This is a genomic window from Arthrobacter sp. BC5 (genome assembly GCF_056680255.1).
In genome coordinates this window covers 780,135-801,587 of record NZ_CM155273.1, presented here as the reverse complement: position 1 = coordinate 801,587, position 21,453 = coordinate 780,135, and the positions used below count along the sequence as shown (strand labels likewise).

20 protein-coding genes are annotated in these 21,453 nt (G+C 70.3%); 6 read left to right on the top strand and 14 right to left on the bottom strand.

Going from position 1 to position 21,453, the window contains the following annotated elements; translation table 11 throughout:
- Window positions 1-64 precede the first annotated feature (64 nt).
- Window positions 65-1,393, bottom strand: coding sequence for an isocitrate lyase (gene aceA, locus AC1MFI_RS03485; RefSeq protein ID WP_479819696.1), 1,329 nt, complete (start codon window positions 1,391-1,393; stop codon window positions 65-67).
- A 123-nt stretch (window positions 1,394-1,516) separates the two neighbouring features.
- On the opposite strand from aceA, the gene AC1MFI_RS03480 reads away from it, so the two are divergent.
- Window positions 1,517-3,001 carry a helix-turn-helix domain-containing protein gene (locus AC1MFI_RS03480; protein WP_479819694.1) on the top strand — a complete coding sequence of 495 codons (1,485 nt, stop codon included), beginning with the start codon at window positions 1,517-1,519 and terminating at the stop codon, window positions 2,999-3,001.
- A gap of 63 nt (window positions 3,002-3,064) precedes the next feature.
- On the opposite strand, the gene AC1MFI_RS03475 is transcribed toward AC1MFI_RS03480, so the two are convergent.
- From AC1MFI_RS03475 to AC1MFI_RS03435, 9 genes are all read right to left on the bottom strand, one after another.
- A complete protein-coding gene (locus AC1MFI_RS03475; protein ID WP_479819692.1) occupies window positions 3,065-3,595 on the bottom strand; it encodes a DUF6328 family protein in 531 nt (176 codons plus the stop codon).
- A gap of 13 nt (window positions 3,596-3,608) precedes the next feature.
- Window positions 3,609-4,436, bottom strand: coding sequence for a bifunctional hydroxymethylpyrimidine kinase/phosphomethylpyrimidine kinase (gene thiD / locus AC1MFI_RS03470; protein ID WP_479819690.1), 828 nt, complete (start codon window positions 4,434-4,436; stop codon window positions 3,609-3,611).
- Window positions 4,437-4,440: 4 nt separating this feature from the next.
- Window positions 4,441-5,376, bottom strand: a complete 936-nt coding sequence (locus AC1MFI_RS03465) for a TIGR01777 family oxidoreductase (RefSeq protein WP_479819688.1) — start codon at window positions 5,374-5,376, stop codon at window positions 4,441-4,443.
- Window positions 5,373-5,699 carry a hypothetical protein gene (locus tag AC1MFI_RS03460; protein WP_479819686.1) on the bottom strand — a complete coding sequence of 109 codons (327 nt, stop codon included), beginning with the start codon at window positions 5,697-5,699 and terminating at the stop codon, window positions 5,373-5,375. The genes AC1MFI_RS03465 and AC1MFI_RS03460 overlap by 4 nt, the downstream gene beginning before the upstream one ends.
- Window positions 5,696-6,475 (bottom strand): TetR/AcrR family transcriptional regulator, encoded by a 780-nt coding sequence (locus AC1MFI_RS03455; protein ID WP_479819684.1) that lies wholly within the window; start codon window positions 6,473-6,475, stop codon window positions 5,696-5,698. The genes AC1MFI_RS03460 and AC1MFI_RS03455 overlap by 4 nt, the downstream gene beginning before the upstream one ends.
- A 66-nt stretch (window positions 6,476-6,541) precedes the next feature.
- Window positions 6,542-7,801: a tRNA guanosine(34) transglycosylase Tgt gene (gene tgt, locus AC1MFI_RS03450; RefSeq protein WP_479819683.1), complete on the bottom strand. Its 1,260-nt coding sequence runs from the start codon at window positions 7,799-7,801 to the stop codon at window positions 6,542-6,544.
- Between the two features lie 54 nt (window positions 7,802-7,855).
- Window positions 7,856-8,722 (bottom strand): DUF6707 family protein, encoded by an 867-nt coding sequence (locus AC1MFI_RS03445; protein WP_479819681.1) that lies wholly within the window; start codon window positions 8,720-8,722, stop codon window positions 7,856-7,858.
- Between the two features lie 108 nt (window positions 8,723-8,830).
- Entirely contained in the window at window positions 8,831-9,370 is a 540-nt protein-coding gene (locus tag AC1MFI_RS03440) for an NUDIX hydrolase family protein (RefSeq protein ID WP_479819679.1), read from the bottom strand.
- A 134-nt stretch (window positions 9,371-9,504) separates the two neighbouring features.
- Entirely contained in the window at window positions 9,505-10,206 is a 702-nt protein-coding gene (locus tag AC1MFI_RS03435) for a VOC family protein (RefSeq protein ID WP_479819677.1), read from the bottom strand.
- A 200-nt stretch (window positions 10,207-10,406) separates the two neighbouring features.
- On the opposite strand from AC1MFI_RS03435, the gene AC1MFI_RS03430 reads away from it, so the two are divergent.
- A complete protein-coding gene (locus AC1MFI_RS03430) occupies window positions 10,407-11,003 on the top strand; it encodes a YdeI/OmpD-associated family protein (RefSeq protein ID WP_479819675.1) in 597 nt (198 codons plus the stop codon).
- On the opposite strand, the gene AC1MFI_RS03425 is transcribed toward AC1MFI_RS03430, so the two are convergent.
- Window positions 11,000-12,010 carry a glycoside hydrolase family 76 protein gene (locus AC1MFI_RS03425; protein WP_479819673.1) on the bottom strand — a complete coding sequence of 337 codons (1,011 nt, stop codon included), beginning with the start codon at window positions 12,008-12,010 and terminating at the stop codon, window positions 11,000-11,002. The genes AC1MFI_RS03430 and AC1MFI_RS03425 overlap by 4 nt on opposite strands.
- 141 nt (window positions 12,011-12,151) lie before the next feature.
- Here AC1MFI_RS03425 and AC1MFI_RS03420 point away from each other — a divergent pair, with 141 nt between their 5' ends.
- The 4 genes from AC1MFI_RS03420 to AC1MFI_RS03405 all read left to right on the top strand — a co-directional run bounded on the left by AC1MFI_RS03420 (window position 12,152) and on the right by AC1MFI_RS03405 (window position 18,349).
- Window positions 12,152-12,937, top strand: a complete 786-nt coding sequence (locus AC1MFI_RS03420; RefSeq protein ID WP_479819671.1) for an SDR family NAD(P)-dependent oxidoreductase — start codon at window positions 12,152-12,154, stop codon at window positions 12,935-12,937.
- A 35-nt stretch (window positions 12,938-12,972) separates the two neighbouring features.
- The gene (locus AC1MFI_RS03415; protein ID WP_479819669.1) at window positions 12,973-14,136 is read left to right on the top strand and encodes an acyl-CoA dehydrogenase family protein; all 1,164 of its coding nucleotides are present in this window, start codon (window positions 12,973-12,975) and stop codon (window positions 14,134-14,136) included.
- A 297-nt stretch (window positions 14,137-14,433) separates the two neighbouring features.
- The gene (ppc, locus tag AC1MFI_RS03410; RefSeq protein WP_479820772.1) at window positions 14,434-17,271 is read left to right on the top strand and encodes a phosphoenolpyruvate carboxylase; all 2,838 of its coding nucleotides are present in this window, start codon (window positions 14,434-14,436) and stop codon (window positions 17,269-17,271) included.
- A gap of 142 nt (window positions 17,272-17,413) precedes the next feature.
- The gene (locus AC1MFI_RS03405; RefSeq protein WP_479819668.1) at window positions 17,414-18,349 is read left to right on the top strand and encodes an NADP-dependent oxidoreductase; all 936 of its coding nucleotides are present in this window, start codon (window positions 17,414-17,416) and stop codon (window positions 18,347-18,349) included.
- 125 nt (window positions 18,350-18,474) lie between these two features.
- Here the strand turns inward: AC1MFI_RS03405 and AC1MFI_RS03400 are convergent, their stop codons facing one another.
- The 3 genes from AC1MFI_RS03400 to AC1MFI_RS03390 all read right to left on the bottom strand — a co-directional run bounded on the left by AC1MFI_RS03400 (window position 18,475) and on the right by AC1MFI_RS03390 (window position 21,423).
- On the bottom strand, window positions 18,475-19,854 hold the full coding sequence (locus tag AC1MFI_RS03400; protein ID WP_479819667.1) for a tryptophan-rich sensory protein: 1,380 nt from the start codon (window positions 19,852-19,854) through the stop codon (window positions 18,475-18,477).
- Window positions 19,817-20,452, bottom strand: a complete 636-nt coding sequence (locus AC1MFI_RS03395) for a DedA family protein (RefSeq protein WP_479819666.1) — start codon at window positions 20,450-20,452, stop codon at window positions 19,817-19,819. Before AC1MFI_RS03395 ends, AC1MFI_RS03400 begins: the two co-directional genes overlap by 38 nt.
- A 62-nt stretch (window positions 20,453-20,514) precedes the next feature.
- Window positions 20,515-21,423: a pseudouridine synthase gene (locus AC1MFI_RS03390; protein WP_479820771.1), complete on the bottom strand. Its 909-nt coding sequence runs from the start codon at window positions 21,421-21,423 to the stop codon at window positions 20,515-20,517.
- Window positions 21,424-21,453: the final 30 nt, after the last annotated feature.

Here is a 21,453-nt window from a genome sequence, read left to right as displayed (position 1 = left end):
AGGCCGGCCCGGGCCGGGTCTCGTGGTCGTTCCCGGCGCCTCGCGGGTTGCTGCTCGGGACGTGCTAGTGGAACTGCTGCGACTCGGTGGAGCCGGCGAGCGCGAGGGTGCTTCCGGTGGGGTTCAGTGCCGTGGCCACGGAGTCGAAGTAGCCGGTGCCGACCTCACGCTGGTGCCTGGTCGCGGTGTAGCCGCGGGATTCAGCGGCGAACTCGCGCTCCTGCAGGTCCACGTAGGCGCTCATGCCGTCCCTCGCATAGCCGTGCGCGAGGTCGAACATGGAGTAGTTGAGGGCGTGGAATCCGGCGAGGGTGATGAACTGGAACGTGAAGCCCATGGCGCCGAGCTCGCGCTGGAACCGCGCGATTGTGGCGTCGTCGAGGTGCTTGCGCCAGTTGAACGACGGCGAGCAGTTGTAGGCGAGCATCTGGTCGGGGAACTCGGCCCTGATGCCCTCGGCGAAGCGCCGCGCGAGGTCGAGGTCCGGGGTGCCCGTCTCCATCCAGAGCAGGTCGGCGTAGGGGGCGTAGGCGCGGCCACGGGCGATGCATGCCTCCAGGCCGTTGCGCACGTGGTAGAAACCCTCGGGCGTGCGCTCGCCGGTGACGAACGGCCGGTCCCGCTCGTCGACGTCGGACGTGATGAGGGTCGCGGCCTCGGCGTCGGTGCGGGCGACGATGACCGACGGCGTCCCCGCCACGTCGGCGGCCAGGCGGGCGGCATTGAGGGTCCGCACGTGCTGCTGGGTCGGGATCAGCACCTTTCCGCCGAGGTGCCCGCACTTCTTCTCCGAGGCGAGCTGGTCCTCCCAGTGGATGCCGGCGGCACCGGCCTGGATCATCGACTTCATGAGCTCGTAGGCGTTGAGCGGTCCACCGAAGCCGGCCTCGGCATCGGCGACGATCGGGACGAGCCAGTCCTCGACGGTGGAGGTGCCCTCGGCCCATTCGATCTGGTCGGCGCGGAGGAGGGCGTTGTTGATGCGGCGGACGACCGTGGGCACCGAGTTCGCCGGGTACAGCGACTGGTCGGGGTAGGTGTGCCCCGAGTTGTTCGCATCCGCCGCCACCTGCCACCCGGAGAGGTAGATGGCGCGCAGGCCGGCTTTGACCTGCTGCACCGCCTGGTTGCCGGTGAGCGCCCCGAGCGCGTTGGTGTAGCCACCGGTCCCGGCCTCGGTGGTGAGCTGGTGCCAGAGCTTCTCGGCTCCGCGCCGCGCCAGTGTGTGCTCCTCCTGGACGCTGCCGCAGAGGCGCACGACGTCGGCCGCGGAGTAATCGCGCCGGACACCTTCCCAGCGCGGGTCCACCGACCATGCGAGCTCCAGCGCCTGGGCTGCGGCGTCCTGGACGCGGTCCGTGGAAGGGGTCGAGGGGGTGGGTTCCTGCGTCATTGCGTCTCCTTAGGTGCTGGCCGGGCTGCCCGGCTGGTGTGGAATCAACGATTCGCCACTTCTGCCGGCCTTCCTAGGGGAAAAGTCTGGAAAGAAACGCACTTCTTCGCTTATCGTCAAGAAATGACGACTCCCGCATGGACCAGGCCCGTTCCTGCGACCCAGGTGCGTCCGCAGGGCGCCCCGCTGGACCTGATCAGCCTCGGCCGGCGGGTCCGGCACCTGCGGAAGGCGCAGGGCATGACGCTCGACGATCTGGGGGCCGCCGTCGGGACGGTCGCCTCGCAGCTCTCACTCATTGAGAACGGCAGGCGCGAACCGAAGCTGGGCATGCTGCAGGGACTCGCTGCGGCCCTGGGGGCGACGATCGACGACCTCCTGGGAGCGGAGCCGCCGTCGCGTCGCGCGGCGCTGGAGATCGAACTGGAGCGTGCACAGCGCGGGCCGCTCTACGAGTCGCTGGGCCTGCCGAAGGTCCGCATCTCCTCGAGGCTGCCGCTGGAGGTGCTGGAGTCGCTCGTCGGGCTGCAGCGCGAACTCGAGCGGCGCCTCAACGAGCAGGTGGCCACGCCCGAGGAGGCCCGGCGCGCCAACGCCGAGCTGCGGGCCGTCATGCGGGAACGGAACAACTACTTCCCGGAGATCGAGGCGCAGGCGCGGACGGTGCTCGACGCCGTCGGCTACAGCGCGGGGCCCGTGTCGCAGCACCTGATCGCCGACATCGCCGCGCACCTCGGGTTCACGCTGCACCACGTCGGCGACCTGCCGCATTCCACGCGTTCCGTCACGGACCTGAAGAACCGCCGGATCTACCTGACGCAGTCGCAGCGGACGGATCACGATCCGCGGTCGGTGCTGCTGCAGGCGCTCGGGCACTACGTGCTGGAGCACCGGACACCCGAGAACTACGGCGAGTTCCTCCGGCAGCGGGTCGCCACGAACTACTTCGCTGCCGCGCTCCTGCTCCCGGAGCGGCCCACCGTCGAGTTCCTGGTGCGGGCCAAGGCGGCGAAGGAGATCGCCGTCGAGGACATCCGCGACAACTTCGCGGTGTCCTACGAGACGGCCGCGCACCGCTTCACGAACCTCGCCACCGAGCACCTGGACATCAGGACGCACTTCCAGAAGACCCACAAGAGCGGCATCATCTACAAGGCCTACGAGAACGATGGCGTGACCTTCCCGCAGGACCACACGGGGGCGATCGAGGGCCAGCCCTCCTGCCGCCGCTGGACCTCGCGCGTCGTGTTCGACGTGCAGGACAAGTTCCGGGCCTACAACCAGTACACCGACACCCCGAGCGGCACCTTCTGGTGCACGGCGCGGACCGAGCGTGCCGCCAGCGGCGAATTCTCGCTGAGCATCGGCGTGCCCTATGCGCAGGTCAAGTGGTTCCGCGGACGGGACACGGAGATCCGGGAGAAGTCCTTCTGCCCGGACGAGGCGTGCTGCCGGCAGCCGCCGTCGGACCTCGCACGGGAGTGGGCCGGCCATGCCTGGCCGAGCGCCCGGGCACACTCGCACCTCCTGGCCGCGATGCCTCCCGGCGCCTTCCCGGGCGTGGACGAGACCGAGGTCTACTCGTTCCTCGCCGCACACTCGACCTAGGGCCGCAGGCGCTGCTCCGAAGGCACCCGACCGGAGCCGGCGCGCTACGTCGGCAGGGCGGCGTCAGGTGCGTTCCCGGAGTGCCCGACGGCGGACGGCCAGGGGATAGGCGACCCAGAGGCCTCCCACCGTGAGCAGGAGTGATCCTGCCACGACGAGCCCGGCCGTACGGCTCACCACGAGGTCGAAGATCAGCCAGGCCGTCCCGGCGAGCACCAGGCCCACGAGGGCGATGGTCGTCCGGATGATCGCGGCGGTCTGCTGGACGAGCGACGCCTTCACGCGGAGCCCGAAGAGGACCCGGTGCAGGTTGACCGAGGAGAGCACCAGGGCCGTGATGAGCGCCGAGAGGCACACCAGGCCCAGATAGACGGCCACCTGCACGTCGTCGAGCTCGGTGAACCGCGACTGGAAGGGGAGTGTCAGCAGGAACCCGGTCAGGATCTGGATGCCGGTCTGCATGACGCGGAGCTCCTGCAGCATCTCCTGCCAGTTGCGGTCGAGGCGCTGGTTCGCGCTCTCCCCGCGTCCGTCGTCGGGAGCGGCGCCTCCCCCCGGGCCGTCGTCCTCGGCAGGGTCCACGCGCGCGCTCATCCCGTTCCTGCCGCTACCGGGACGATCGCGCGCCGCCCTGCCAGACGGCGTCGAACGGGGCATTCGACCCCACGCGGTTGCGGATGCCCTCGGTGACGAACTCCTTGGCGGTACGGGCGGCATCCAGGGGCTCCGCCCCCTTCGCGAGTTCTGCTGCGATCGCTGCAGCGAGGGTGCAGCCAGCGCCGCTCACGGCCACCTCGCCCACCTTCGGCGCGGACAGGACCTCGAGAGTCTCCCCGTCGAAGTAGACGTCGACGGCGTCCGGGCCCTCGATGCGCACGCCGCCCTTGGCTAGGACCACGGCGCCGCTCTGGCCGTGGATGATCCGGGCAGCCTCCTTCAGGTCGTCGAGGGACCGGATGGTGATGCCGGAGAGGGACTCCGCCTCGAAGTGGTTCGGCGTGACGAAGGTGGCCAGCGGCAGGATTTTCGCCTTGAGCGCCTGGTCGGTGTCGAGCGCTGCGCCGGGTTCCTGGCCCTTGCAGATCAGCACCGGATCGAGGACCACGTTGTCCCACTCCTGGCTCTTCAGCGCGGTGGCCACGGTGTCGATGGTCGCGGGGGTGCCGAGCATCCCCAGCTTGACCGTTCCGAGGGGGTAGCAGGACTGGATGGCCTCGAGCTGGTCGGCGATCACCTGCCGGTCCACGGGTACGAAGCGGTGCTGCCACTCGTTCTTCGGGTCGAAGGACACGATGCAGGTCAGGGCCACGACGCCGTAGACGCCCAGCTCCTGGAACGTCTTGAGGTCGGCCTGCGCCCCGGCGCCGCCCGTCGCCTCCGATCCGGCGATGGTCAGGGTGACGGCTGGGTTCGCGGAGGTCTGGGTGTCGGGCATTCCCCTAGTCTGCCCGAACCCGCTCGGGAGCGGCCACCCGATCGGGCACCAGGATCTCGTCGAGCGCAGGCCCGAGAGTGGGGTAGGTGAAGGTGAACCCGGCGTCGAGCAGCTTCCGTGGGGACACCCACCGGCTCTTGAGGACCAGCTCGGGCTCCGTACGGATCATTCTGCCGCCGAGTTCCAGGAGCCAGGCAGGGGTGCGCAGGCCCGCGGGCACGTGGAGGCGCTCCCGGACGGCCGACATCAGGTCGGCGTTCGTCACCACACCCGGGGCAGCCACATTGACGGGCCCGCTGAGCGACGGGGTCCGGGCGAGGAAGACGATCGCGCGGAACAGGTCGTCGAGGTGTACCCAGCTGAACTTCTGCGTCCCGGATCCCATCGGGCCTCCGAGGCCGATCCTCGCGAGGTTCACGAGGGGCGTCATCACGCTGCCCGGACCCAGCACGATCGAGATGCGCAGCGCCACCTTGCGGACGCCAGGAGCCTCGGCATCAACCAGTGCCTGCTCCCAGGCCCGCGCCACCGACACCGAGAAACCCGTGCCGAGGTCGCCGTCGTCCTCCGCCTGCGGCCTGTCCGTCGCATGGCGGTAGATCGTGCCCGTGCTCGAGTTCACCCACACCGGCGGCGGCGTTCCGCCCTGCGCCCGGCACAGGGCGACGGCGCGGCCGAGTTCTTCCGTGGTGTCCACGCGGGAGGAGAAGATCTCGTCCGCGTTGCGCTTGTTGTACCGGCAGTTCACGCTCCGCCCGGCGAGGTTGACGAGGAGGTCCGCGCCGTCGAGGGCCTTCGCCAGGGCGGCCGTGTCACCCCAGGCGGCCGGGCCCGACCGGCCGATCGTCCTGACATCGGCCCCCGCCTCGGTGAAGCGGCGGAGGAGGTGGCTCCCGATGAAGCCGGAGGCTCCGGCGATGGCTACGGTGGAGATGTTCATTGCACGCGGACCAGCTTCCAGACACTGGCGCGGGCAAGGGCGCCCGCACCTCCGATGAGAACGGCTGCGGGCAGGGTGTCCCCGAGGGCGGTGGACGGCGACAGCAGCGTGGCGATGGTGAAGGCCGCGGCCGTGAACACGGCGAAGAAGACCCCGACGTGGATCCACTGGCTGCCCAGCGGTCGCAGCAGGAGCCCGAGCACGATGCCGAGCGGCAGTCCCGTGACCAGCCCGATCCCGAGGCCGTACCAGAGGGCCAGGAGGAACACCGCCGGCGCCTCGGCTCCCCAGGTGGAGGCGAAGGCGAGCGCGAGGACCGTCACGCCGACGAGGAATCCGACGACGACGGCGGCGGGTCCGAAGGTGACATGGTGGCGCGACGGCGGTGGTCCGTCGTCGTCCGCCGCGTCCTCCGGACTTCCACCGTCCGTGCTGACTGCCGCGTTCCCCGGATCAGCTGCACGATGTCCTCGACGATCTTCCGCACCACGGGGAGCCGGGAGAGGATCACGAGCCTGGAGATGAGCGGAGCGGCCTGATCGATGAGCCGGCGCGTGCGGACCTGGTCCGTGGAGGAGTCGTAGACCCAGAAGAGGGTCACCCCCATGTAGGCGTACCAGAGGAGCTCCGGCAGGTCGTCCCGGATGGCGAGCGGAGGCTGCGGCCTCGACATCGCGACGGCGTGCCGGAACAGCGCGATGGCCCGGGCGCGGGCGACGGCGGATTCACTGCCGAAGGGGCTCGTCGTCGCGGAGGGCTTGATGGCGATGCTGATGAAGCGGGAGCCGAAGTCGTGGTACGGCGCCATGACGTCGATCCCGGTGTTGAGGACGATGCGCAGGAGTTCGCCGAGGTTCTGGCCTTCGCGCAGCTGCGGCAGTGCGAGGGAGCGGTGTTCCTCCTGCAGGCTGCGGTAGAGCTCGTGGACGAGGTCGTCCTTCGAGGCGAAGTAGTAGTAGGCGCTCCCGGTCGAGACGTCGGCGGCCGAGGCGATGGCCCGCATGGTCGTCTTCTCGTAACCGATCTCGCGGAAGAGCCGGAGCGCCGTGGACACCAGCAGGTCCCTGGTCGCTTCGCTCTTGGCTGTCGGCGTCGGCATGCTCCTCCTGATTCGAACGTGTTCAATTCGAAGTGTAGCCCGTATTTGAACACGTTCGAACCGGTGTCACGCGTAGTACCTGCCCAGCACCTCGGCCTTCAGGTCGTAGAACGTGCCGTCGTCGATGGCCGCGCGCGCGTCGTCGACCATGCGCACCACGAACCGCTCGTTGTGGATGGAGATCAGGGTCGCCGACACCATCTCCTTGGCCTTGAAGAGGTGGTGGATGTAGGCGCGGGTGTAGTGCGTGCAGGTGTAGCAGTCGCAGCCCTCGACGAGCGGGGTGAAATCCCTCTTGAAGCGCGAGTTGGAGAGGTTCCACCGGCCGTCCGGCGTGTAGAAGGCGGAATTCCGGGCAACGCGCGTGGGGGACACGCAGTCGAACGTGTCGGCGCCGTTCTCGATCCCCGTGAAGAGGTCGTCCGGCTCGGAGATGCCCAGCAGGTGGCGCGGCCTGTCCTCGGGCAGTTCGTCGCTGCACCACCCGAGGATGGTGCCGAGGTTCTCCTTCTCCAGCGCGCCGCCGATGCCGAAACCGTCGAAGTTCATGGCCCCGAGGTCGGCGGACGCCTTGCGGCGGAGGTCCTCGTACTGCGCACCCTGGATGACGCCGAACAGGGCCTGGTACGGGCGGTGGCTGCGCTCGGCGGTGAGCCGCTCGTGCTCCGCTACGCAGCGCAGCGCCCAGAGCCGTGTCCGCTCGAGGGACTCCTCCTGGTAGCCGCGCGAGTTCATGAGGGTGGTGAGCTCGTCGAACGCGAACATGATGTCCGCGCCGAGTTGGTGCTGCACCTGCATGGAGATCTCGGGGGTGAAGCGGTGGCGGTCGCCGTTGAGGTGGGACTTGAACCAGACGCCGTCGTCGTCGATGTGCGCGAGGCGTTCCTTGCCGACGGCGACGCGGTCGTCCGCTCCCGCCTTGTCCGCGTCGACGGGCACGTCCATGGTGATGACCTTCTTGAAGCCGGAGCCGAGGCTCATCACCTGGAATCCCCCGGAATCGGTGAAGGTGGGGCCGGGCCAGTTCATGAAGGCACCCAGCCCGCCCGCCTCGTCGAGGATGTCGGCCCCGGGCTGCAGGTAGAGATGGTAGGCGTTCGCGAGGAGGGCCTGCGCGCCGAGCTCGGCCATGGCGCCGGGGAGGACGGCCTTCACCGATGCCTTCGTGCCGACGGGGATGAAGGCCGGCGTGCGGATCTCCCCGTGCGGGGTGGTGATGGTGCCGGTCCGCCCGTGCCGACGCCCGCCGCCCGTGGCGGGCGTGGTGTCCTCGATGCGGCTGGAGACGGAGAAGGCGAACGAGGACTGCTGGGACTGTGGATGCACCACCCCATTTTGCCAGCCCGTCGCGGGTGGGCGGTCCGAGCCGGCGGTGGCCGGCTAGCGGGTGGCGAGCTGCGCGTTCAGGGCGCCCACGGCGGCGAGCTCCGCGGCGATCCGGCGTTCCAGGACCTCGCGGCTCAGGGTCTCCGATCCCCCGTGTGCGCGGAGGTACAGGAGTACGCCGATGCGCAGGACGCGCCAGTCGCGCTCGACGTCGATCTTCCCCGCCGAGGAGGCCCGCAGGATCTCCGGGTCGTACACGTTGGGCTCGTTGAGCTGGCGCTGCCGGTACATCGCCGCCGTCTTCGCACGCAGCGGATCCGTCTCGGCGTCGTCCGCCGCACGGATGGCCGCCGAGTACCGTGCCGAGCGGTCCTCGTCGTGGCGCGTGAGGTACGCGGCGATCGCGAGTCCGCCCTCGATCCACTTCCACCGGCCGAAGTTCCCGTCGAACGGCAGTTCCGCGAGCAGGTCGGCGACGGTCAGGGCGGCCGCGGTGTCCCCCTGATCGACGAACAGCGCGAGGGCCAACTGGTGGAGATCCTGCAGGTTGCTGCCGGCCTTGAGGTTGATGCCGCGCGCCAGCCGCCCTGCCATCTCCTGGATAGGAGCGCTGTCCGCGTGCGCCTGGGCGATCTGCGCGACGAGCGCCTCCGGAGAGCCGTGGTCCGCGGCGACGGCGGACGCGCCGATCTCGGCGTCGGCCGGTTCCACGTAGACCATCGAGCCGGTGGCGATCGAGATGCTCCGTCCTCCCGCGACGGTCGCGCGGACGAGCGCGGGCACCCCGAAGTCGTCGTTCTCGACCACGACGGACGTCACCTCCGCCGGGTCGTCACCGCCCGGAAGCGCCAGTACGTCGCCCACGGCCAGCACCTCTGCCGGAACCGCGCGCAGCCCTGTCCTGTCCAACCTGTTCACCATCATGTACGTCGTGCCAACCTCTGCCAGTAGCCGCTGGATGTGTCCCGGCGCCCCAGCGCGCCCGTATCACGATACGGTAACGCGGCTCCGACGCGCGCCTCGTCCCGGCTACCGGCCCCACCCGGCGTGGGCGAGGGCCTGGCGCAGCAGGTCGGCGCGTCCGCCCGAGAACTCGGCCTGGATGGAAGGGCTCAGGGCTTCGGAGGGGGTCAGCCAGGACAGTTCCAGCGCATCCTGGCGGGGGTTGCACTCGCCCGTGACGGGGATCAGGTAGGCGAGGGCGACGGCGTGCTGGCGGTCGTCGGTCAGGCCCGTCTCCGAGGGGGACGGGAAGTACTCGGCGATCGTGAAGGGCAGCGGCGACGGCGACAGCTGCGGCAGTGCCAGCGGGCCGAGGTCCTTCTCCAGATGGCGCAGGAGCGCCGCCCGGATGGTCTCCCGGTACATCACGCGCCCGGAGACGAACGTGCGCACCATCTCGCCCTGCTCGTTGGCCTGCAGGAGCAGCCCCACCTCGTTGACGTACCCGAGGGCGTCGCACCGCACGGGAATCGCCTCCACGTAGACCATCGGCAGGCGGCGGCGGGCCTCGTACAGGTCATCTTCGGAGAGCCAGCCCGGGTTGGGGTCAGGGGTGCGTACGTTCATACCCCCAGTTTTATAGCAGACCCCCTTCACGGCACGGACGGCGCGCGGTTCTTCGGCCCGTGGCTGAATCGCGGGAGCCGGGCCTCCGAGGCCGGATGCCGTGCTCGCCCGCGGCATCGCCGGTGGTGGATCGTTCATCCGGGGGAGCCCCGCCGCTCCTCGTGGATCCGGATCTCGGCGTCCCAGGGCGCGCGGACACGCAAGGACCGCCCGTACCCCTCGTCGGCCATAACAGCATCGAAACCACCGGCGCCGAGGTTCGCGGCGATGTCCCGGACGTCGCCGTCGTACTCGAAGGCGAGCTCGACGTCCGGGCGCCCGGCGGGCCGGACGCCCACGAGGCCACCGTTCTTCGCCCGGAAGTCGTGCAGGGCGCCCTCGCCAGGGCTGTTCCCGGGTCTGGCTCCCATGTCGCCCAGTACCCGCGCCGCAGGAAGGACGTCGGGCGTGTGCCAGAGGGCGAGGACCGACAACGGGGACGCCGGCGCGCCCGTCTCGCGTGGACCCTCGTCCGCGAAGAAGGACGTACCGTCCGGTGCCGTGATCCGGGCGGAGAGGCCTGGTCCCTCCCCGGACAGCTCGACGGCGGTGCCGGCCTCGGCCGTCCGGCGCGCGAACTCGCGGACGTCACCGACGTCGAACCCGAGGGCGGTGCGGCCGTCCTCTTCCCTGCCCGCCCTGCAGGACTGCAGGGCCACCCTGCCGCTGCCGGCGTCGAACACGGAGGAGGACGCGCCCGGGCCGGGCTCCTGTGCGGGGTGGAGTCCGAGGGCCCGGAGGAAATCGGCAGCCCGGGAGACATCGGCGGTGTGGACAAGGGGGCGCACGCGGAGCATGAGTTCTCCCTGGGATAGGCGCGGAGGGCCTGTTCCACGGACGCGGACAGGCCGGGGGTCTCGCCGATACTGTGGTGCTCCACCTCGCGCACCAGGCCCGGGGGCAGGTCCGCGCCGAAGTGCACCGTCGGTTCGTCGGTCACGGCCAGGATGCTAGCAGGACAGTAGGCGGTCGGAGCGCGTGGTCCTAAGGTGTTGGCATGAAAGCCGAACTCCCCGAGCTCCTCCTGCCCGACGCCCCCGCGTGGCGGGCCTGGCTGGAGGAGAACCACGCCTCCTCGCCCGGCGTCTGGCTGATCGAGCACAAGAAGGGCGGGACGACGACGGCCCTGACCTATGCGGAGGCGCTCGACGAGGCACTCTGCTTCGGCTGGATCGACGGACAGGCGAAAAGCCGCGACGAGGGCAGCTACTTCCAGCGCTTCACGCCCCGCGGGCCCCGGAGCGTCTGGTCGGTCCGTAACAGGACCCACGTGGACAGGCTCCGCGCCGCGGGCCGGATGCGCGAGGCGGGGGAGCGGGCCGTCGCCGCGGCCCAGGCCGACGGCCGGTGGGACCGCGCGTACGCCGGTCCCGCGACCGCCGAGATGCCCCCCGAGCTCATGGCCGCGATCGAGGCCGATGCCGCCGCGCTCGCGACCTACCGCACCCTGACGTCGCAGAACCGGTTCGCCCTGTTCTTCCGCCTGTCCCAGTTGAAGACCGATGCGGCGAAGGAACGGAACATCGCGAAGTTCGTCGCCATGCTGTCCAGGGGCGAGACCTTCTATCCGCAGGGCAAGAAGAACGGCGGCTAGCGGCAGGCCCTCTCGGCCTCGAGGATCATCCAGGCCTGCAGCTGGGTCGACAGGCCGGCGGGTACGTTCTGCGCGGGCGGGAAGAGGAACGCGGCGCTGTCGACACGGGTCCGGCCCCTCCAGATGCGGTCCGCCGTGGCCCGGAGCATGCTGCGCGCCGTGGCCGCGGCCCCGGCCGTGATGCCCGGGGACCACGCCGCCAGGGCGAGGTAGCGGGCGAGGATGCCGGTGAAGAGGCCGGCGTCGCCGTCCGATCCCAGGGGCAGAGCCCCGCGATCATCGGCCACTTCCCGGGCGATGGCCTCCACGAGGTCTGCCGCGTACCCCACGTTCTCGGTCCCGCCGACGCCGACCAGCGCGCCGAGCACGGTGCCCTGGTTGTAGGTGTGCACGGCGCGCTCCACGGTCCCCTCAGTGCTCCCGTCCGCCTTCACGCCGTCGAGGTAGAGCCCCGTGACGGGGTCGTGCAGACGCGAGCGGAGCCAGTCCAGCAGCTCCTGGGCCCGGGCGGTATCCCCGGCCCGTGCGAAGAAGAGGGCAGCGGGCGCGGTGCTGGGGGTGTTCTTGTAGTTCCGCGTGGTGTTCCAGTAGACCCCACCGCCCAGGTCCGGTGTGTGCGCGGAGGCCAGGGCTCCGCCGAGGACGCGCGCGCGGCGCCTCGGCCGCCGTCGTCCCTCCACCGCGTCGAGGCGCTGGAGCGCCAGGGCGAGCCACGCCATGTCGTCGTAGTAGGCGTTGCGCCACCGGCCGCCGTTGCGCAGCCAGATACCGCGGGCCAGCTGCCGGGCCTCGCGCAGTGCCGGACCCGCGGGATCGCGGAGGTGCTCGTCCAGGAGGCAGTCGAGGTAGTGCGCCTGCCACCAGTAATGCCAGTGGTTCCGGGGTCCGGTGGGCGCCGGATACGCGATGGTGCCGAGCCGAGTCCCGGGTACGCGGAGGCTCCGGCGCGCGAACAGGTGCCGGACACTGGTCGCGGCGAGGGAGGCGGCGTCGTCAGGGATGGGCATGTGACCACCCTAGCCACGCCCGCTGGCCCGAGGATTGCGCAGGATGCACAACGCACATCCCTCCGGGTGCGCAGTGGGCCACGTCACAGTACGCTGAGCGCGCGGGCCAAGGAAGGTCCGCGACCGGCGGAAGGACCAGGCATGGACATCAGGGGAGCGGCAGCGCTCGTCACGGGCGGCGCCTCGGGGCTCGGGTTCGCCACGGCGCAGCGGCTGTTCGACGACGGCGCCTCCGTGGTGCTGGTCGACCTCCCGCAGTCTGCAGGAGAAGACGCCGCCGCCCGCCTCGACCCCTCGGGTGCACGTGCCCGCTTCGTGGCTGCCGACGTCGCCGATCCCGGTCAGGTCCAGGCGGCGGTCGCCGCGGCCTCCGCACTCGGTCCGCTGCGGATCGTCGTCAACTGCGCCGGGATCGCCACGCCGGGCAAGGTCCTCGGGCGCGACGGCGTCCTGCCGCTCGAGCAGTTCGCCCGCGTCATCAGCGTCAACCTGATCGGCACCTTCAACGTCATCCGGCTCGCGGCCGAGGCCATCGCTGCCACGCCGACCGTCACCGGACTCGGCGGCTCCGACGAACGCGGCGTCATCATCAACACCGCGTCCGTGGCGGCCTTCGACGGGCAGATCGGGCAGCCGGCCTACTCCGCGTCGAAAGGCGGGGTGGCGTCCATGACCCTTCCCCTCGCGCGGGAACTCGCCCGCTCGCTGATCCGTGTGGTCACCATAGCGCCCGGTATCTTCGAGACGCCCATGATGGCGGGCCTCCCGCAGGAGGCCCAGGACTCCCTCGGAGCGCAGGTCCCGCACCCGTCACGCCTCGGCAAGCCCGTCGAGTACGCGGCGCTCGCCGCGCACATCGTCGAGAACCAGATGCTCAACGGCGAGACCATTCGCCTGGACGGCGCCATCCGCATGGCCCCGAGATAACGTTCGTCACCGGTCTCAACCGAAAGGACGGCTCGATGGAGAGCCAGCTGCCCACCGCCGATTTTCTCGGCTTCGAATCCCTCCTCGCCGGCCACGAGCGGGCGAAACTGCAGGATGTCCGGGACTTCCTCGCGAAGGAGGTCACACCACGCGCGGTCGAGTGGTGGAACCGAGCGGAATTCCCGCACGGGATCCTGCCGAAACTGGCGGGGCTCAACCTCAGCACCCCCGTGCAGCAGGGCTACAGCCACCTGTTCAGCGGCATGGTGATCGCCGAGCTGACCAGGGCCGACACCTCGATCGCCACGTTCTTCATGGTCCATCACGATCTCTTCGTCGAGGCGCTGCACACCTTCGGGAGCGAGGAGCAGAAGGCGAGGCTCCTGCAGGACGCGATGGACCTCACGATCACGGGTGCCTTCGCGCTCACCGAGCCGCTGCACGGATCCGATGTGGCGGGCGGCATGGCCACGACGGCGACGCGCGACGGCGACACCTGGGTCATCAACGGCGCGAAGCGCTGGATCGGCAACGGCACGTTCTGCGACTACATGCTCCTCTGGGCCCGTGACACCGGGACCGGCGCAGTACGCGGCTTCATCCTCGACGCCACGCTGCCGGGTGTCACCCGGACGGCCATCGGCAACAAGACCGCACTCCGGACGGTCCAGAACGCGGACATCACCCTCACGGACGTGCGTATCCCCGAGGCGGACCGCTTCACGGGCATCGATTCCTTCGAGGACACCCGGCAGCTCCTGCTCGGATCACGCATCCTCGTGGGCTGGCAGGCCGTGGGCCAGCAACTCGCCGCGTTCGACGTCGCCCGGCAGTACGCCGTCGAGCGGCACCAGTTCGGGAAGCCGATCGCAGGATTCCAGCTCATCCAGGACCAGCTCGTCACCATGATGGGCAACACGACGGCGAGCCTCGGCGTCATGGCACGCACAGCCCACCTGCAGGAGCTGGGAGGCGCCGACATGCCCAGGGCGGCCTTCGCCAAGTCCTACACGACGGCGCGCATGCGCGAGACGGTGGCCCTCGGGCGCGGCATCCTCGGCGGCAACGGCATCGTGACCGATTACGGGATGGCGAAGATCTTCGCCGACGCCGAGGCCGTGTACACCTACGAGGGCTCCTACGAGATCAACAGCCTCATCGTCGGCAGGGCACTGACCGGCATCTCCGCGTTCGCCTGACCGTCGGCCTCTGCGCCGGCGCAGAGCGGCCCGGCCGCGGCGTCGTGCACGCAGTCTCGGCAGGAAACGCGTGTCGCGCAGCCGTTTCCTACCGCCGTCCGAACCCCTCCGCCGAGGAGAGCCGTGCACGACGCCGCAGGTCCGGCCGGTAGCCGGGCTGCACCCGCCGTTCCGGTTCATATGACGGACACGGTGAGGCCCACGCCACATTACTGGGTAGTATCCCAACAGCAATCCGTCGTATCCAGTGCCGCATACGCCACGTTTTCCGTGCCCTGAAAGCAGGCTGTTGTGACAGTGCCCCTCGAAGTGTCCCCCGCGCAAGCCGCCGACCAGTTCAGCGAGACCGCGGGAGATCTCAGTTCCGATCTCCGCGCCGACGTCCGCCGTGTCAGTACCCTGCTCGGCGAGTCGCTCGTGCGGCAGCACGGGCAGGATCTCCTCGATCTGGTGGAGCGCGTGCGCCTGCTGACCAAGCAGTCCAAGGAGTCCGGCAGCGCCAGCGACGCGGGCGAGCGGGCAGCCCTCGCGGAGCAGGTCCGTGAACTCCTCGCGGCCCTTCCGATCGATCAGGCCACCGAGCTGGTCCGGGCCTTCGCCGCATACTTCCACCTCGCGAACGCCGCCGAGCAGGTGCACCGCGTCCGCGGACTGCGGAGCCGCTCCGAGGAGGACGGCTGGCTCGCGCAGACCGTCTCCCGCATCGCCGCCGACGCCGGCCCGGACGCGCTCGCCGACGTCGTGCAGCAGCTCGACGTCCGCCCGGTCTTCACGGCGCACCCCACCGAGGCCTCGCGCCGGTCCGTGCTGGACAAGCTCCGCCGGCTCTCCGACATCCTCGCCGAGTCGACGGCCGAGGGCTCCCAGCAGCGGCGCCGCCAGGACCGCCGGCTCGCCGAGGTGATCGACCTGATCTGGCAGACGGACGAACTGCGCCAGGTGCGGCCCACGCCGATCGACGAGGCCCGCAACGCCATCTACTACCTCGGCGACATCCTCACCACCGCGATGCCCGAGCTGCTGGAGGATCTCTCGGACCTCCTGGCCGAGCACGGCGTCACGCTGCCCGCCGAGGGAGCCCCGCTGCGGTTCGGCTCGTGGATCGGAGGGGACCGCGACGGCAACCCCAACGTCACCGCCGCCGTGACCCGGGAGATCCTGCAGATCCAGAACCAGCAGGCCGTCCGGATCGCGATCCACTTCGTGGACCGGCTCATCTCGTCGCTGTCCTCGTCGACGGCGATCGTGGGGGCGTCCGAGGAGCTGACCGCCTCCATCGAGCAGGACCTCGCCAACCTGCCGAGGCTCGACAAGCGCGTGCTCGAGCTCAACGCCCAGGAACCGTACCGGCTCAAGCTGACCTGCGTGAAGGCGAAGCTGCTGAACACGGCAGCCCGTGTGCAGAACCACACCGCGCACGAGCCCGGCCGGGACTACAACGGCACGGCCCAGGTCCTGGCGGACCTCCAGCTCGTCGGCGACTCGCTGCGTCGGCATGCCGCCGGTCTCGCGGCCGACGGCGCCCTCGCCACGGCGTCGCGCGTCATCTCCTCCTTCGGGCTGCACCTGGCGACCCTCGACATCCGTGAGCACGCGGACATGCACCACGACGTCGTCGCACAGCTGACCGACCGCCTCGGCGAGCTGAAGGTGCCCTACCTCGAGCTGGACCGCGCGGGCCGCCTGGAGGCACTGTCCCGCGAGCTGGCGTCCCGGCGTCCGCTGGCCACGGTGAACCCGCCGCTCGACGACGGCGCGCGGCGCACGTTCGATGTCTTCCGCGAGATCGCCTCGGCGCTGGAGACCTACGGCCCCGACGTCATCGAGACCTACATCGTCTCCATGACGCGGGGTGCGGACGACGTCCTCGCCCCGGTGGTCCTCGCCCGCGAGGCCGGCCTGGTCGACGTCGTGGGCAACGGTTCGGGCGGCTCCGATTCCGGCGCCTTCGCGAAGATCGGCTTCGCCCCGCTGCTCGAGACCGTGGACGAGCTCCGGGTCTCGGCGGAGATCGTGGACACCCTGCTGTCCGACCCCACCTATCGCGAGGTGGTGCGGCTGCGCGGCGACCTGCAGGAGGTCATGCTCGGCTACTCGGACTCCAACAAGGAATCCGGCGTCCTCACGAGCCTCTGGGAGATCCACAAGACCCAGCGGCGCCTGCGCGACGTCGCGGCCAAGCACGGCGTCCGCCTGCGCCTGTTCCACGGCCGCGGAGGGTCCGTCGGTCGCGGTGGCGGACCGACCTACGACGCCATCCTCGCGCAGCCCAACGGCGTCCTCGAAGGCGAGATCAAGTTCACCGAGCAGGGTGAGGTCATCAGCGACAAGTACTCCCTGCCGGCCCTGGCGCGCGAGAACCTCGAACTGTCCCTGGCCGCCGTGATGCAGGGATCGGCGCTGCACCGCACGCCGCGTACCTCCGACGACGATCGTGACCGCTGGGCCGAGGTCATGGAGACCGTGTCCGACGCCGCCTTCGCGCGGTACCGTTCGCTGATCGACCACGAGGACCTGCCCGCGTACTTCCTCGCGTCGACTCCGGTGGAGCAGCTCGGCTCGCTCAATATCGGCTCGCGCCCGTCCAAGCGGCCCGATTCCGGCAGCGGACTCGGCGGACTCCGCGCCATCCCGTGGGTGTTCGGGTGGACGCAGTCTCGGCAGATCGTGCCGGGCTGGTTCGGTGTCGGGTCCGGGCTCCGGGCCGCGCGCGAGGCAGGCCACGAGGGACTGCTCGAGGAGATGCTGGAGCGCTGGCACTTCTTCCGGACCGTGGTCTCCAATGTGGAGATGACGCTCGCCAAGACCGATCTCGAGATCGCCGCGCACTATGTCGAGGCCCTGGTGCCGGGTGAGCTGCAGCACCTCTTCGGCGTGATCCGGGAGGAGTACGAGCTGACCCTCGCCGAGATCCGCCACCTCACGGGGGAGCGCGAACTGCTGGACAACCAGCCCGTGCTCAAGCGGTCCCTGGCGGTCCGTGACCAGTACCTGGACCCCATCTCCTACCTGCAGGTGGAGCTGCTGCGCCGCGTCCGGGAGGAATCCGGTGGCGGCGGGCCCGACGGGCAGCTGCAGCGGGCCATGCTCATCACCATCAACGGTGTGGCGGCGGGGATGCGCAACACCGGCTGAGCCGGGGCCCCCGGGTGCGGGCCCGCCCGGTGTGATGGAACCGCGCGCGTGGTGTCGGAATAGGGGCCGGGACGCACCGGTTGCCGCCTCTGGAAGCTGAACAGCGCCGGCCCCGGCCGGTTCATCTGCAGGGAGGAACACCATGAAGGCAGTGTTTTACGAGAAGTACGGCGATCCGGACGTCCTCCAGTACGGCGAGCAGCCGGACCCGAAGGTCGGTCCGGATTCCGTGCTCGTCGGCGTGCGCGCATCCTCGGTCAACCCGGTCGACTGGAAGATCACCGCCGGCTACCTCGACGGCGCGTTGCCCACCTACTTCCCGGTGATCCCGGGCTGGGACGTGGCCGGCGTCGTCGTGCAGCCGGGGCCGTCCGTGACGGAGTTCGAAGCCGGTGACGAGGTCATCGGTTATGTGCGCATGGATACCGTGGGGCTGGGGACCTTCGCCGAGCAGGTGGCCGCTCCGGTGCGGGCGCTGGCGCGGAAGCCCCGGAATGTGTCCTGGGCGGAAGCCGCGACGATGCCCCTCGCGGGGCTCACGGCCTACCAGTCGCTCGAAGCGGTCGGTGTGACGGACGGTGACACGGTGCTGGTGCACAACGGGGCAGGGGGTGTTGGGACCTACGCCATCCAGATCGCGAAGGCGTGGGGGGCCCGTGTGCTGGCCACCGCGTCGGAGAAGAACCACGACTTCCTGCGCTCACTCGGCGCCGAACCCCTGACCTACGGCGAGGGCCTCGCCGGCCGCATCGCCGAGGCGGCCCCGGAGGGGCTCGACGCGGTCGTGGATTTCGTCGGCGGTGATGACTGGGTCGCGTCCCTCGAGCACCTCAAGACGCCGGAACGGATCGCCTCCGTGACGGATGCCGAGGTGAAGGAGAAGGGCGGACGCTACATCTTCGTGCGGCCCAACCCGGCCGATCTCCTCGCGCTCACCGAACTCGTCGAGTCCGGCAGCGTGAAGCCGATCCTCGCGGAGAGTTTCCCCCTGGAACGCGCTGCTGATGCCTTCCGCAGCAGCATCGACGGCCACGTGCGCGGCAAGATCGCCGTCACGGTCGGCGACCAGGGCGAATAGCGCCTGTCGGGCACGGCGCCGGACAGCGTTCCGTACCGTGCCCGAACCGTCCCGGTGCGGGCAGGACGGCTGGCCGCCGTTCCTGTCCGCACCCGGCAGCTGCTCGCCAGGGGCGCGCTGAACTCCTAGTAGCGCGAGTCCTGGTAGTCGTCGTCGAACAGATCGACGGGTTCGCGCAGGGCATCCTCCTGCGCGCGGAGCCGGCGCCGGTGGGCATGGTCCACACGGTGGCGGCGGGAACCCGCCGTGATGAGCAGCAGGAAGATCGCGAATGCCGCGACGAATGCGACGTCGACAGCCATCGGCTCGCCCAGGAGCCGTTCGACCGCGATCCACAGCAGTCCCCAGGAGGTCGCCGCGGCGACGGACAGGCGACCGCGGTCGGTCGAGCAGACCACGGCGGCGCTCATCAGGACCACCACGATCCCGACGATCGCCCACGTCGTACCGTCCCAGCCGAAGAGGTCCGTGCCCCGCGCGGTGAGGAACGCCGCACTGTTCGCCGCCGCTGCCACCAGAACCCACCCGAGGTAGAGCCCGAGCGGAGTGTCCACGAGCGCGCCCTCGAGCCGTGACTCGTTGGGGTGGTTGTTCATGGTCCGCACGGCCGCCAGCAGGGCGAAGAAGAGCAGCAGGATGACCGCGAGGCTCAGGGCCAGCCGACCGGACTGCGCGCTCAGGATCCAGGCGAGGTTCAGCAGCATCGTGGCCGCGACGATCCAGCCCAGGCGTCGCTGCCGCTCACTGGTCCGCTGCGACGGCAGCCATTGGAACGCCGTATAGGCCACGAGGCCCACGTAGATGACGCTCCAGATGGAGAACGCCGACGACGACGGCGCGAGCAGCGTCGCGTCCGGAGCGAAGAGACCGCCTGCGGCATCCCGTATCGGCGGGCCGCCGAAAGCACCGACCCCGGCGGCCGAGCCGAGGATGCAGGCGATGGCGCAGGCCGTGACGACGGCCGGCCGGACGAGATCCGGATTCCATGAGCCCATGGAGCGGGCCATCGCGCTGCCGCCACGGGTGAGGGCCCTGCCCGACGCGCCCGCTGCGGCTCTCGCCCTGACTGCCGTCTGGCGGATCTGGTGCGCCGCGTCACTGTCGGCGCGGCCACCCCGACCGCTTCCGCCCGCCGTCGTCGTGCCGATGCCTGACCCGGCAGCGGTTCCGGCGTCCGGCCCCGCGCTCCCGGACCGCGCACGGGGTGCCGGAGTGGGCGTGCCTGAGACCGACTGCGTGCTGCCCGGCGGTTGCGCGGGGCTCCCCGGCTCCGCGGACGCGCCGGGCGTCCTGTCCGCTCGGCCGCCTTCGACGTCACCGGCCGTCGAGGCGGCGCGCGGTTTCGCTGCCTTCAGGCGTTCGAGGATGCTTCCCGTGTCGGAGGGAACCGCAGTAGCCGGAGCCTCCGTAGCCGGAACCTCTGGTGCCGGAACCTGCCGGGCGATCGTCGGAGGCCTGACCGGCCTGTCAGGGAGCCTCGGTCCCGGGTTCTTCGGGGTGCTCATGCGCTTTTGTGGCCTTCCGGTGTTTCTTCAGGGCGAGGACTGCCGCCGTGATGGCTCCCACCAGCGTACCCACCGCCATCCCGAGCAACGCGCTGACGCCTGCCGGCAGCCCAGTGGAGGCCCCCGCGACGAAGCCGAGACCCACGAGCCACGCCGTCCACAGCACGCCGCCCGCCGCTGCCGCGAGCATGAACGGACGGAGTGGCAGTTCGGCGATGCCGGCGACGGCCACGCTCGCGGTACGACCTCCGGGAAGGAAGCGGACGGCGACGACGGCAGCGTAGGTGGGTGAGGTGCCGGCCTTGTCGATGGCGTCCCGCAACCCTCCGTGGATGGCGCGCCCCCACCGGAAGCGGTCGAGGAAGTGGGTGAGCCGGCGCCGGAACAGCAGGAACAGCGCGATGTCGCCCAGCCAGCTGCCCGCGAACGCGGCGATGATCGCGAGGGGAAGCAGGATCATGCCGTGGGCGGACATGGTGCCGGAGCCGATCACGAGGAGTTCCGAGGGCACCACGGGAATCGCCACGTCGACGAAGATGACCGCGAACATGACGAGGAGGTAGAGCGGTGCTGGGATGTCCGTGCCGGGCAGGTCCACCCCGCAAATGTACCGTCAGAAGGCTTGCGGTACGGCGGAACGTGTCGGGAATCGAAGGGTGGTCAGGCGAACTCGGCGAGGGTGAGGCCCGATTCGAAGCGCCGGTCGGTGCCGTCCAGGGGGTCGGTGAACGCGATGCTGTGCGCCAGGAGCTGCAGCGGTTTGCCGTGGTCGTCCGGTGCCTGCGGATGGAGGACCGGGTAGAACGGGTCGTTGATGATGCCGAGGCCGAGCGATGCCATGTGCAGCCGGAGTTGGTGCGTCTTGCCCGTGTGCGGCTGGAGGCGGTAGAGGCCCCGGTCCTCGCGCCGGTCGAGCAGGCTGACCGTGGTGTGTGTGTTGGCCGGCCCCTCCACCTCCTGGGCCAGCAGGTAGGTGCGGGACTTCACGATCCGGCTCCGGACGTCGAGCGGTTCGGTGTCCAGGCGCAGATCGGGCCGCACCGGCGCGACGGCACGGTACTCCTTGGTGATGCGTCGGTTCTCGAAGAGGAGCTGGTAGGCGCCCCGGGTCTCCGGGTCGACGGAGAACATCAGGATCCCGGCGGTCATGCGGTCGAGCCGGTGCATGGGGATGAGGTCGGGGACGCCGAGTTCCACCCGCAGCCGGACGAGTGCCGACTCCGCGACATACATCCCGCCGGGGGTGGTGGGCAGGAAGTGCGGCTTGTCGACGACGACGAGGTGTTCGTCCCGGTGCAGGATCGAGATCTCGACCGGCAGCCGCTTCTCGACCGGCAGCTCCCGGTAGTACCAGACGAACGTGTGCTCGCCGAGGGGAGTGGACCGCGTCAGGGCCTCGCCGCCCAGGGCGACCACCTCGCCGCGGTCGAAGCGCTCGCCGATACCCTCCGGGTCCACATGGTCGAACCGGTCGAGGATGTACTCGAGGGCCGTCTCCCACGGCCCCTCCGGGGGCAGGCGCAGCCGTGTGGCGTTCACGCCGTTGCGTACGGGCAGGGGCGATCGCATCGCCATCAGCGCGTTCTCCGTCGGTTTTCG